Source organism: Rhodococcus triatomae (genome assembly GCF_014217785.1).
Taxonomy (GTDB): Bacteria; Actinomycetota; Actinomycetes; order Mycobacteriales; family Mycobacteriaceae; genus Rhodococcus_F; species Rhodococcus_F triatomae.
The window spans coordinates 1,952,732-1,965,470 of sequence record NZ_CP048814.1; the positions used below are offsets into that span (position 1 = coordinate 1,952,732).

General features: G+C 68.7%; 11 protein-coding genes. 3 read left to right on the plus strand and 8 right to left on the minus strand.

From position 1 onward, the window contains the following. Positions 1 to 3: 3 nt before the first annotated feature. Positions 4 to 1,566: a SpoIID/LytB domain-containing protein gene (locus G4H71_RS09180; RefSeq protein WP_072737458.1), complete on the minus strand. Its 1,563-nt coding sequence runs from the start codon at positions 1,564 to 1,566 to the stop codon at positions 4 to 6. 227 nt (positions 1,567 to 1,793) lie between these two features. Here G4H71_RS09180 and G4H71_RS09185 point away from each other — a divergent pair, with 227 nt between their 5' ends. Continuing rightward, the gene (locus tag G4H71_RS09185) at positions 1,794 to 3,923 is read left to right on the plus strand and encodes an N-acetylmuramoyl-L-alanine amidase (RefSeq protein WP_072737459.1); all 2,130 of its coding nucleotides are present in this window, start codon (positions 1,794 to 1,796) and stop codon (positions 3,921 to 3,923) included. Positions 3,924 to 3,954: 31 nt separating this feature from the next. Here G4H71_RS09185 and G4H71_RS09190 read toward each other — a convergent pair whose 3' ends face one another. From G4H71_RS09190 to G4H71_RS09200, 3 genes are read right to left on the minus strand one after another with little or no spacing between them, the layout of a single operon-like run. Then, positions 3,955 to 4,776: a Cof-type HAD-IIB family hydrolase gene (locus tag G4H71_RS09190; protein WP_072737460.1), complete on the minus strand. Its 822-nt coding sequence runs from the start codon at positions 4,774 to 4,776 to the stop codon at positions 3,955 to 3,957. Between the two features lie 48 nt (positions 4,777 to 4,824). After that, the gene (locus tag G4H71_RS09195) at positions 4,825 to 5,589 is read right to left on the minus strand and encodes a lysophospholipid acyltransferase family protein (RefSeq protein WP_072737461.1); all 765 of its coding nucleotides are present in this window, start codon (positions 5,587 to 5,589) and stop codon (positions 4,825 to 4,827) included. A gap of 1 nt (position 5,590) precedes the next feature. Further along, a complete protein-coding gene (locus G4H71_RS09200) occupies positions 5,591 to 6,340 on the minus strand; it encodes a lysophospholipid acyltransferase family protein (RefSeq protein WP_072737462.1) in 750 nt (249 codons plus the stop codon). A gap of 199 nt (positions 6,341 to 6,539) precedes the next feature. Here G4H71_RS09200 and G4H71_RS09205 point away from each other — a divergent pair, with 199 nt between their 5' ends. Continuing rightward, positions 6,540 to 7,355: a hypothetical protein gene (locus tag G4H71_RS09205; RefSeq protein ID WP_371842171.1), complete on the plus strand. Its 816-nt coding sequence runs from the start codon at positions 6,540 to 6,542 to the stop codon at positions 7,353 to 7,355. A gap of 78 nt (positions 7,356 to 7,433) precedes the next feature. Further along, positions 7,434 to 9,014: an MBL fold metallo-hydrolase gene (locus G4H71_RS09210; RefSeq protein ID WP_072737464.1), complete on the plus strand. Its 1,581-nt coding sequence runs from the start codon at positions 7,434 to 7,436 to the stop codon at positions 9,012 to 9,014. Positions 9,015 to 9,103: 89 nt separating this feature from the next. On the opposite strand, the gene G4H71_RS09215 is transcribed toward G4H71_RS09210, so the two are convergent. The 4 genes from G4H71_RS09215 to serS all read right to left on the minus strand — a co-directional run bounded on the left by G4H71_RS09215 (position 9,104) and on the right by serS (position 12,725). Beyond that, positions 9,104 to 10,216 carry an MFS transporter gene (locus tag G4H71_RS09215; protein WP_246442341.1) on the minus strand — a complete coding sequence of 371 codons (1,113 nt, stop codon included), beginning with the start codon at positions 10,214 to 10,216 and terminating at the stop codon, positions 9,104 to 9,106. Between the two features lie 229 nt (positions 10,217 to 10,445). Continuing rightward, entirely contained in the window at positions 10,446 to 10,931 is a 486-nt protein-coding gene (gene bfr / locus G4H71_RS09220; RefSeq protein WP_072737466.1) for a bacterioferritin, read from the minus strand. Between the two features lie 146 nt (positions 10,932 to 11,077). After that, positions 11,078 to 11,260 carry a (2Fe-2S)-binding protein gene (locus tag G4H71_RS09225; protein ID WP_072737467.1) on the minus strand — a complete coding sequence of 61 codons (183 nt, stop codon included), beginning with the start codon at positions 11,258 to 11,260 and terminating at the stop codon, positions 11,078 to 11,080. A 202-nt stretch (positions 11,261 to 11,462) separates the two neighbouring features. Next, entirely contained in the window at positions 11,463 to 12,725 is a 1,263-nt protein-coding gene (serS, locus tag G4H71_RS09230) for a serine--tRNA ligase (RefSeq protein ID WP_072737468.1), read from the minus strand. Positions 12,726 to 12,739: the final 14 nt, after the last annotated feature.

Sequence of the window (12,739 nt, forward strand, 5' to 3'; positions counted from 1 at the left end):
CGCTCAGCGGGAGCTGGCCGTCCCGGGCAGCCATTCACGCAGGATGCTCGCATCCACCACCTGGACACCGAGTCGTTCGGTCCAGATGATCGTGCCCCCGGTGTAGAGCCGGAACTTGCCGGACTCGTCGGGCAGCATCAGCTCCGGGCCGATGGGCGAGCCGAGCGCACCGCCGCGTCCACCGAGTTCCCGGTACCGCCGGTCGATGAGGGATTCCGACACCTGCTCGGCGACCTCCCGTTCGGGTTCGGTTCCCGGCGTGACCGTTTCGGTCTCGGCGGGCGCCGGGTCCGGACCGGGCACGATCCCCTCCGTCACCGTGAACCAGTCCGACTTCAGCTTCAGCCTCGACCTCGCCTCGGTGCCGGTGACCTCGGCGACGCCGTCCGACCCGGTCACCTTCAGCGTCGTGACCCGGCCGCCGTCGACACCGAAGTTGTTGCGCGCGAGGACGTCCACCGAGTGGAGTTCGCCCACCCCGAACGCCCGTGCGATGTCCCCCGCGGTCACGGTCTGGGTCCACAGGTGGTGCGGAGAGATGGAGTCGCCGAGATCCTCGACCGCCGGGAACACCCCACCGGCGCTGAAACCTCCCGTGGAGGCCGAGAACTCGGTGGCCACGGGCTTGCCGCCCTGGACCAGCACCATCCCCGCGGTGGACCGCACCGCCTCGGTGGTACGCGGATCCTCCTTGGCGGAGCCCCCGTACACCTGGCAGCTCTGGGTGTCGCACGTGCGGGCGTACTCGCTGCGATCTTCGGCGGCCGCGTACGAGCGGGCAGCCACCGCCTGGGCGCGAAGCGCCTCGGCGCCACCCTGATCGGCCCACTCGGCCCTCGACTCCGCGGGCACGACACCGAGGAGATAGTCGTCCATGTCGAGGACGTTCACCACCCGAGGCGCATCCCCGTCGAGCGCCACACCGAGTGAACCGCGGTAGGCGACGTCCCCGGTGCAGGTCCTCAGATGCTCCTCGACCGGACGGTCGGGTGCGAGGTCCACCGGATCCACCCAGGGATGATCGGTGGCGTCCTGCCAGAGCACCTCACCGCCGCAGCCCCGCGTCACCACCACGCCTGCGCCGCCGTCGGACGTCGGAGTCAGGTGCACCGCCTCGCCGGGACCGACGGGCTTGCCCGCGACGGACGCACCGACGTCGGAGTGGACGGAGAGCGACTGGTCGTCGAATGCGGTGAGCCGCACACTGATCTGGCCGTCGGCGAGGGCGCCGAGGGTGGTTCCGCCGTAGTAGTGGGCGAGGATGCGCTCGGCGCCCCATCCGTGATCCCTGGCGTACCCGTAAGCACCCCACTGGCCCATTCCCCGGCCGTGCCCGTGGCCGCGCCCGGAGATGGTGAAGGGGGTGTCGGACGCGACGACGCTCTCCACCGCCGGGCCGGTCTGACGCAACGAGACCACTCCGACGGCGGTCACGCCGGCGACGAGGGCGGGCGCGATCCCGACGATCACGCCGCGCTGCGCCAGTCGCCGCCACCCGGTGCGGCCGCGAGGACCACGCACGAGTACCGGCCCCGAGGGCTTCCTGAAGATCGGTGTCCTGGCCATGTGCACTTCCTCGCTCGACTACCGGTGGCCGGGTTTGCCCGCGCTTGGGACAACCGTGACCGTTTCGAAGCCTATAAAGTCTCAATCTAAGGTTGAGCGTTATGCTCTGCTGTGGCTAGTGTGGCAAGAGTGCTCAGAGATGGCAACAACCGTCACACGAGTCACACGCGTCACACGCTTCCTGGAGGTTTCTGCCGGGGAGCACCCACGACCGAGGAGAGATTCTCTTGCCACACCGTCGACCGAAGCCCTCGATGATCCTCGGGGCCGTAGCCGCCGTGGCTGTTGCAGGTCCCCTTGCCGCCTACGGCATCGCCGGCTCGTCCGATTCCGACATCCAGTCGACGAACCAGACGTCCGGTGGCGAGGTCTCCACCGAGATCGCGCAAGTCGCGTTGTCCCAGGTCCCCGATATCGTCATCCCGGTCAAGGAACTGACCGGGCTGGACCTGCCGGACGTGAACCTCGGAATCCTGCGGAGCATTCCCCTGCCCTCGTCGATCCCCCTGCCCTCGTCGATCACCATTCCGTCCGACCTCGAGCTTCCCGGCGGGCTCTCGGTGTCCGACCTGCGGATCCCGCTCGGCCCGCTCCCCGTCGACACCGCCGCTCCCCTCGAGGAGGCGGCTCCCGAACAGCAGGTCCCCGGTCACGAAGCCGGACAAGCCGAGGCCGAGGCTGCCGGCGCCGTCGTGAAGGAACTGACCCGCGACACCCCGTTCAGCATGATCGCCCTGACCTCCGACACCGTCTCCTCGGCGCTGTCGAAGGTGCGGGCACAGAACGAGGACGGGTCCTGGGGGCCCTGGTTCTCGGTCGACGCGATCGACGGCGACCGTCCCGACGGCACGCTCCCCGACGGCCGGACCGCGACGGATCCCGTGTTCGTCGGTCTCACCAAGGCCGTCCAGGTCATGACCCCGACCGTGTCGGCGGACCAGACGATCGAACTGCCGGGCACCGAGGTCACCGCACCCGAGCCGGCGGCGGAACCGGCACCCGAGCCCGCACCCGAGGCGGCACCGGCACCGGAGGAGTCGCTCGGCTACGTCCCCGCCTCGTCCCAACGTCCGCTGCGCGCCCAGCCGGCGCTCACCGGCGCCGAGGACGTCACCGCGATCCTGATCGACCCCGGCACCGGCCCTGCCGACGGCACCCTGTCGGACATCGCCACCCCGATCTCCGGATCCACCGGCCCGAATGTGATCACCCGGTCCCAGTGGGGCGCCGACGAATCGATCCGGTGCGGATCACCCACGTACGACGACTTCATCGGCGGAGCGACCGTGCACCACACGGCCGGCAGCAACGACTACACCAAGGCCGAGTCCGCAGGCATCGTCCGCGCGATCTACGCCTACCACGCACAGACTCTCGGCTGGTGCGACGTCGGATACAACGTGCTCGTCGACAAGTACGGCCAGATCTTCGAGGGCCGCGCCGGCGGTCTGGACCGCCCCGTCCAGGGCGCCCACGCCGGCGGATTCAACGAGAACACGACGGGCATCGCCATGATGGGCGACTTCTCCTCGCAGGGAGCCCCGCAGGCGGCCATCGACTCGGTGGGCAAGTTCCTCGGCTGGCGGCTCGCCCAGGCGGGACTCGACCCGCTCGGCACCACCACGATGTACTCCGAGGGCACCGAGTTCACGCCGTACCCGCAGGGAGCGGCCGTGGACCTGCCGATCATCTTCGCGCACCGCGACGTCGGCAACACCAGTTGCCCCGGTGACGGCGCCTACGCCCAGATGAACCAGATCCGCCAGATCGCCGCGGCGAACACGTCCGGCTCGTCGATCCTCGCGTCGGGACCGGAAGCCGCGAATCCCGGTGCGAGCAACCCGGCGGTCCCCCGCTCGGATGCCAGCGTCACGCCCGGCGAGAACCTCCCGGCACTCGTCGGCGAGATCCTCCGCCTGACCGACAGTTCCCCGGTCGCCCAGAAGTGGGTCGCCGAGGGCGGCGACACCGGCCGTCTCGGTGCGGCACTGACCGGGCTCCTGCCGGCGAAGGCCGGGTTCACCGGAGCGCAGTTCGTCAACGGCGCGATCTACACCTCACCGAACGGCGGTGTCTGGACGGTGCTCGGCGAGATCTTCCGGACGTGGAGCTCGCTCGGTGCCGACGGCGGCGAACTGGGACTCCCGACCAGTGACGAGTACCCGATCCCCGGCGGTATGCGGACGGACTTCGAACAGGGCTCGCTGATCTTCAACGAGATCACCGGCGCCGTCACGAAGATCCTCAAGGCCTACAACGACACCTACGCCGAGCAGATGGCGGAGAACCCCGCCGCGGCACCGGTGGAGCCGGCACCCGCGCCCGAACCGGCACCCGAGGTGGCGCCGGTCGGCTGACCCCGTACCCCCGACTCGAGCGGTGGTGGTCCTAGGACCACCACCGCTCGAGTACTTTCGCGACCCCGTCCTCGGCATGGCTGGCGGTGATCTCGTCGGCCGCCGCCTTGGTGTGCGGATGAGCGTTGTCCACCGCGACGCCGTGACCGGCGAACGTGAGCATGGGAATGTCGTTCGGCATGTCACCGAACGCCGCGATCCCCGTGGAGGGGACGCCGAGCAGTTCCGCGACGGTAACCAGCCCGGTCGCCTTCGTGACACCCGGAGCAGCCAGCTCGACCAGCCCGTTGTTCGTCGAGTACGTGAGATCGGCCTTGCCCGCCACGTGCGGGGCCAACGCGTCGACCATGGACTGGCTGGTGGCTCCCGGCAATCGGACGAGCAGCTTCACCGCGGGCGTCGCGATGACCTCCTCGTCGGACATCTCGGTGTTGTCGGGATTGAGCCACGCGTGCTCGTACCCGGGAGAACTGACGAACTGTGCGGTGGCCGCGTCGTGCGCACTCGCACCCACCCGCTCGGCAGCCAGACCGGCGCCGGGAAGCAGATCCGTCGCCAACTCGGCCAGCCACGCGAGGACGTCCACGTCGAGAGTGGTGGCGCTCAGCACCCGGTCGGACGCACTGTCGTAGATGACCGCGCCGTTCGCGCACACCGCGAGCGGCGCATAGCGCAGCCCCTCGACGACGGGATGGATCCACCGGGGTGGCCGGCCCGTCGCCAGTACGAACGGGGTACCCGACGCGATCACCGACGACACCGCCTCACGCGTGCGCGCGCTGACCCGCTCCTCGTGGTCGATGAGCGTGCCGTCCACGTCGGACGCGACAAGACTGGGGCGATCGATGTTCACTCGCCCATTGTGCCCTGCACCCGGGACGGGTGACGTGTGCCCGACTCCTCACCCCTCCCGGTTGTCCCGCCGCTCCCGCTTCTCCCGCCGCTCGCGGGCCTCCGCCTCGTCCAACGCGGTCGCCTCCTCGAGAGTCGGCGCGCTGCCGCCGAGGCGCCGCGGCACCCACCAGGCGCCCGCGGGGTGGTCGAAGTCCTCCTGGACGTCCGCGAGCATCTGCTGCATCCGCTCCCGCAGCGTCGCGGTCAACGCGTCCGGCGACCCTCGCGGCGGGAGCGGCTCACCGACGGCGACTCGCACCGGGAACCGGTGCCGTCCCAGGCTGCGGGGCTGTCCCTTCGTCGCCACCCGATGCGCACCCCACACGATCACGGGGATCACCGGCACCTGCGCCTCGAGTGCCATCCGGGCGGCGCCGGACTTGAACCCCTTGATCTCGAAGCTGCGGCTGATCGTCGCCTCGGGGTACACACCGACCAGTTCCCCGGCGCGCAGCGCGTCGACGGCGCGGGCATACGAATCGGCCCCTTCGGTGCGATCCACCGGAATGACTCCGCATCCGCGCATGAGGAAACGCAGCACCGGGTTCCGGGCCAGTTCGGCTTTCGCCATGATCCGCAGCCGGCGCCCGGAATCGCCCACGGCCACACCCAGCGGGACGAAGTCGAGATAGGCGGTGTGATTGACGGCGACGACGGCCCCGCCGCTGCGGGGAATGCGGTCGAGCCCGGTCCGTGTCACGCGCAGCCCCTGCGCCGCGGAAATCCCGCGTGCCAGGTATTCCGTGAACGTGTAGACGGGCTCGACGGCCATGTCAGCCCTCGCCGGTGCTCTTACGTCGCGCCCTCGCCTCTGCCTCCTCGGCGTCCAGCTTGTCGGCCTCCTCGAGGGTGGGTGCGCTACCGCCCAGCCGCGCCGGCACCCAGTACTCGCCGGCCGGGTGCTCGTAGTTCTCCTGCAGCCCGGCGAGCAGTTCCTGCATCGTCGTGCGGAGCTTCGCGGTCAGCTCCTCCGCGGGCTCGAACGGCGCGATCGGCTCGCCGACCGCGATCGAGATCGGCGTGTTGGTGCGGCCGAGCCGTTTCGGGTGGCCCTTGGTCCACACCCGCTGGGCACCCCAGATCACCACCGGGACGATCGGCACCCCGGCCTCGATCGCCATCCGGGCCGCACCCGACTTGAACCCCTTGATCTCGAAGCTGCGGCTGATCGTCGCCTCGGGATACACGCCGACGAGCTCGCCCTTGCGGAGATCCTCGACGGCGGCCCGGTACGACTCCGCGCCTGCGGTCCGGTCCACCGGGATGTGCTTGAGCGAACGCATGATCGGCCCGGAGATCTTGTTGTCGAACACTTCCTTCTTGGCCATGAAGCGGACGTACCGCTTGACCGAACGGACCGGAAGGCCCGCGTAGGTGAAGTCCATGTAGCCGGTGTGGTTGACGGCGATCACCGCGCCACCGGTCGCGGGAACGTGCTCGTCCCCCGTGACCGTGAATTTCAGGCCCTGGACTGCGAAGACGGTGCGGGCGATGCCGATGATGGTGCGGTAGACGGGTTCCACAGTCCGCAACACTAGTCGGGAATGCGCACTTCGGTCGCCCTTCGACACGGATGACGTCACGCCGGGTCACACACAGTGTGTCTGCGCTAGCGTGGCCCGGGACATGGACGTCGTGCGCTCGGGAGGCGAGGCACGCGGAACCTGCGGAGGCAGTCAGGTGCGGAGGAAGTCGAGGACGGCGACAGACCGAATCGGCGTGGTGAGTGTGGCGGCGGCGCTGGCGCTGCTGGTCGCCGGATGTGAGGGCGACGGACAGTCGGGCATACCCACCGATCCGCCCGCCACCGAGGAGACCACCACGACCGAGCCCACCACGACCAGGCCCTCGACGACCCCACCCACGACGACGCGCCGCGCCGCGCCCGTCGACGTCGGTGAGGTACCGGGAAATCCCGCCGCCGCGGCGGCGTTGCAGGCCTGGGCCGACGACCTCGTGAGCACCGACATCGAGTCGATGATCGAGACCTGCTGGACGCTGGCACCGTCGCTGGTCCGCACGATGTACGCCGATCCCGAGTCCGTGGCCGCGGTCGTCGCCCGCCCGGGGATGGACGGTCAGTACGCGGTGAGTTGGACCGACGGCACCACCCGGGTGTCGGCGAAACGCAGCGAGATCGCCTCCGGCTACGCGTGCCCACACGTCCATCCGGAGGGCACCGTCGACTACTACACCCTCGACGACGCCGAGTACGCGGCGCGGCGGTTCCTGGCCCGCGCGGTGGGCGACCCGGTGGACCGGGCCGATCGCGAGGCCGCGTATCCCCTGATCTGCCCGGGAAACAGCCCGTGGGATCCGCGCGGCACCGGGGCCGGCGGGCAACCCCCACTCAAGCTCGACGCGTCCGCCCTGGACGACGTCTCCGACTTCGCTCCGGACCGGCTGCGGGCAACCCGGCTCGCGAGCGGATATGTGACGGTCACCGCACCGGTCACCGTCGACGGCGACGAGTTGACCAGGCAGATTCTGCTCGCGGTCGGACCGGACGGCTACTGCCTCGGCGAGGTCGAGGACTGACACGGCAGGCCTGCGGACCGGCACCCGTGCACCCGGCCTACCCTGGATACGTTGCAGTGCAGGCTCAGGAGGCGAAAAGTGCAGGTCACCAGCGTAGGACACGCCGGGTTCCACATTCAGACCGAGGCAGGGTCCATCCTGTGCGATCCGTGGGTCAATCCCGCCTACTTCGGTTCCTGGTTCCCGTTCCCGGACAACACCCAGCTGGACTGGGACACCCTCGGCGCCTGCGACTACCTCTACGTCTCGCACCTGCACAAGGACCACTTCGATCCGGAGAACCTCGCCGCGCACGTCGACAAGAACGCGACCGTGCTGCTGCCGGACTACCCCGTACCGGATCTGGAGCGGGAGCTGCGGGCCCTCGGTTTCACGAAGTTCTTCGCCACCCAGGACTCGGTGAAACACCGCATCAGCGGCGGTGAGATGACCGTCGCCCCGGCGACTCCGCCCGCGCCCGGCGAACTCGACGTGATGATCATCGCCCTGCGCGCGCCCGCCGACGGCCCGATCGGCGACTCCGGCCTGGTCGTCTCCGACGGGGAATCGACCGTCTTCAACATGAACGACGCCCGCCCCGTCGACATGGACGTCCTGAAGGAGTTCGGGCACATCGACGTGCACCTGCTCCAGTACTCGGGCGCGATCTGGTACCCGATGGTGTACGACATCCCGAAGAAGACGAAGGCCAACTTCGGGAAGCAGAAGCGTCAGCGCGGCATGGACCGCTGCCGCAGCTACATCGACCAGGTCGGCGCCACCTGGGTGGTGCCGTCGGCAGGGCCGCCGGTGTTCCTCGACGAGCAGTTGCGCTACCTCAACGACGACCACGGCGACGAGGGCAACATCTTCCCCGACCAGATCGTGTTCCTCGAACAGATGCGCATCCACGGCAACGACGGCGGATTGCTGATGATCCCGGGCTCGGTGGTGGACGTGCGGGGCAGCGAGTCGATGACGCTGACCCACCCGGTCCCGGACACCGAGGTGGAACGGATCTTCACCGACAAGGCCGCGTACATCGAGGACATGGCGCAGCGGATGGCGCCCGTGCTCGCCGCCGAGAAGGCGTCGTGGGCCCCGGCCGAGGGGGAACCGCTGATCGACGGGATCCGCGCGAAGTTCGAGCCGATCATGCGTCAGTCGGACCTGATCTGCGACGGCATCGGCTATCCCGTCGGACTGGTCATGGGCGACGAGACCGTCGTCCTCGACTTCCCGAACCGGATCGTGCGCGAGCCGAAGGAGGGGGAAGGCAAGTACCGCTACGGCTTCCGCATCGCGCCCGAACTGGTGCGCACGGTGCTCCGGGACGACGAGCCGGACTGGGTCAACACCATCTTCCTGTCGACCCGTTTCGAGGCGTGGCGCATCGGCGGCTACAACGAGTTCCTGTACACGTTCTTCAAGTGCCTCACCGACGAGCGGATCGCCTATGCGGACGGCTGGTTCTCCGAGGCCCACGACGACAGTGCGTCGATCGAACTGGGCGGATACGAGATCCAGCGCCGCTGCCCGCACCTGAAGGCAGACCTCGGCAAGTTCGGTGTCGTCGAGGGCACCAACCTCACCTGCAACCTGCACGGCTGGCAGTGGGACCTCGACTCCGGACGGTGCAAGACGTCGAAGGGCCACGAACTGCGGACCCGCAAGCTCTGACCCGGGCCTGTTCCCACCCTCCCCACCCACCCGCCCACCTCCCTGGGTGAAGGTGGCCTTCGGCCGATCAGACGAGTCGAATGGTCCCTTCACCCCGGGAGGGTGGGGAGCCATCGGCGGGACAGCAGGGCCGTTCCCAGCAGCGGCACCGACAGGGCGGCCACCAGCACGGCGGTCGAGTACCACGTCGACCCGAGCGCGAAGAGGGCATAGATCACGACCGCGGAGACCTCACTGAGGAACCCCGCGGCCGACGTCACCGTGGCACGAGCGGATCCGCGGATCGAGTCCTGCAGCCGCGCCTCCGACACGATCATCGCGTTGGCGACGATGCCGTACCCGGCGCCGAGAGCGGCGAACCCCCACACTCCGCCGAGCAGCGCGCCCGCTCCGAGCGCCGCCGCGCCCACCGTGACCGCGACGGCCATGGTCGCCCCACGCATCCGGGCGGTACGGCCGGCCAGGGCGGTACCGACGACCTGACCGACGACCGTGATCGCCACGAGCACCGGCACCTCGGACGTCTCCGCACCACCGTCACGAGCGACGAGGGTGAAGTACTCGTCGTAAGCCAGGAATCCCGTGAGCAGCGCGGTGAGAACGACGGCCCGGCGCACCAGTCGATCGCCGAACACCTCGCCCGCGCCCTCGCGCAGCATCCGGGTGTACCGGGACAGGACGCCGTGCGCGGGACCGAACTCCGACGTCTCGGCCCGGCGCGGAGCCGACGGGAGGGCGGCGACGAGCAGGCCGTTGCCGACGGTGATCGCGACGCTGATCCATCCCACCAGCGGATAGCCGCCGAGCGCGAACAACGGCGCGGCTGCCAGCGTCGCCACCAACACACAGACCTGCGAGCCCGAGTTCGCGTAGCCCATGATCGCGGCGTAGCGGTCGGAACCGCCCCGTGCCGTCAACTCGTCGTACAGCAGAGCCTCGAACGTGCCCGACTGCAGCGATCCGCTCACCCCCCACAGCACGAAGCCCACCGCGAATCCCGCGTACGAGGGGGCGAGCATCCACACCGCGAAACCGGCGGAATACAGGACGGCGCTGCCGCCCAGGAGCCCGCGACGGGACACGGTGTCCGCCCAGGCGCCGGACGGGATCTCGGAGACGAACGAGGTCACCGACCAGATCACGAAGAGGGAGGAGATCTGCGCCGTGCTCAGCCCGTAGTCCTCGAAGAGCAGGGCATACACCCCGTAGAGCGGAATCAGCTCACGGGTGGAGAAGTAGGCGACCGCAATGGTCGCTGTCGCGCGGACCGAACGGCGTCAAGGTTGGGCGGCGGGGTATCTCACCGCTCCAGTATGGAACGGGCCACCGGGATTGTCACGACACGTCGGGCGCCTCGACCAGCGACGACGCCGGACACCGCAGCGACGCCGGGGGCCTCGATCCGAGCACCCGACGTCGCGGCGAGGACAGCTATCCGACGGTCGGTGGAGTGTCCACCGTCTGGGCGAGGTAGAGCTGCTCGCCCAGAGTGTCCATGAGAGCGATCTGGGTCTCGAGGTAGTCGATGTGATGCTCCTCGTCCTTGAGGATCTCCTCGAGAAGTTTGGCCGACGTGATGTCGCCCTTCTCGCGGCACATCTTGATGCCGGGCCGGAGCCGCTCGACGACCTCGATCTCGATGGCGAGATCGGAGTGGAACTGCTCGCGCAGGTTCTGCCCGATGCGCAGTGGGAGCAGCTTCTGATAGTTGGGGAGGGCCTCGAGGAACAGGATGCGGTCCGTGAGGACCTCCGCATGCTGCATCTCCTCGATGGACTCCGCCCGCGTCTTCTCCGCGACCTTCGTCAGACCCCAGTCCGCCTGCATCTTCGAGTGCAGGAAGTACTGATTGATCGCTGTCAGCTCACTGGTGAGCTGTTCGTTGAGTAGAGCTATGACCTCATCGTCGCCACGCATGACAAACCTCCGATCGCCCGCTTGGAGCGACCGTAACACTGTCGATGTGCCCTCGCAGCAGATCGACGTATTCGGTTGTCAGACTGTGTCCACCGTCCGGCGTTCGTTGCCGTCAGGTGATTGTTCGTCGGGCGATCATGCGGCCCTCAGGCGGCAGTACGGCCGACGGCCGAGCGTTGCACCAACAACTCGTTGAGGCGATCGACGCAGGTTCCACACCCCCATCCAGCTCCACAGCGTTCTCCGATGGCGTCTGCCGTGTCGGCACCGTCGTCCAGGTGCTCGTGAACCTCTGCCTCGGTTATCGCCTTGCAGATACACACGAACATCGGACCGGACTCCTCACCAACTCAGCAGATTAGGTAAGGGTTACATCATTCGAACGTGGGCGCAAGGGTTGCCTTACCGAAATTCCCGAGGAAGCGGACAATTTTCCCCAGCACACCGGGGATGGAGAACGCGTCCGGGCCGGGCGGACCGCGCCGAGCAGGGACTCCGCCGGGGATCCCGGCGGCACACTGCGCAGGCAGATTACTCGGGGGGCGTGAGGACCTCGGTCCCGACGAACGGCACCAGCGCCTCCGGCACGCGCACGGTGCCGTCCGCCTGCTGATGGTTCTCGAGGATGGCGACCAGCCAGCGCGTCGTCGCCAATGTCCCGTTGAGGGTCGCCGCGATCTGCGGCTTGCCGCTCTCGTCCCGGTAGCGGACCGCGAGCCTGCGCGCCTGGTACGTGGTGCAGTTCGACGTCGACGTCAGCTCGCGATACGCCTGCTGCGTGGGAATCCACGCCTCACAGTCGAACTTGCGCGCCGCGGACGATCCGAGATCGCCACCGGCCACGTCGATGACCCGGTACGGGACGTCGATCGCGGCGAGCATGTCACGCTCCCAGGTCAGCAGACGCTGATGCTCGGCGTCGGCGTCCTCGGGCCTGCAGTAGGTGAACATCTCGACCTTGTCGAACTGGTGCACCCGGATGATGCCGCGGGTGTCCTTGCCGTAACTGCCGGCTTCCCGGCGGAAACACGACGACCACCCGGCGTAGCGTTTCGCACCCTTGCCGAGATCGAGGATCTCGCCCGAGTGGTAGCCGGCGAGCGGCACCTCCGACGTCCCCACGAGGTACAGGTCGTCGTCCGCGAGGTGATACACCTCGTCCGCGTGCGACCCGAGGAATCCCGTTCCCGCCATGATCTCCGGCCGCACCAGCACCGGCGGGATCATCATGGTGAAGCCGTTGGCGACCGCCTTCTGCGCAGCCAACTGCAACATGCCGAGCTGCAACAGCGCGCCGTAGCCGGTGAGGAAGTAGAAGCGGGCGCCGGAGACCTTGGCTCCGCGCTCCATGTCGATCAGCCCGAGCGACTCACCCAGCTCGAGGTGATCCTTCGGGGTGAAGTCGAACTCCGGCACGGTGCCGACGGTCTCGAGCGTGACGAAGTCGTCCTCGCCGCCGGCGGGTGCGCCTTCCTGGACGACGTTGGAGATCGCCCGGTGCGCCTCGTCCAGCGCCGCCTGTGCCTCGTGCTGCGCGGCCTCGGCTTCCTTGACCTTGGCGGCGAGCTCCTTGGATCCCTCGAGCAACGCGGGCCGCTCCTCCGGGGACGCCTGCCCGACCTTCTTGCCGAAAGCCTTCTGCTCGGCGCGCAGATTGTCCCCCGCCAGCACCGCGGCTCGGCGGGAGGAATCGGCCGCGAGCAGGGCGTCGACCAGCGCCGGATCCTCACCACGGGTGCGCTGGGACTGCCGGACGGCCTCGGGATTCTCACGAAGGAACTTCAGGTCAATCACGATGTCAAACCCTA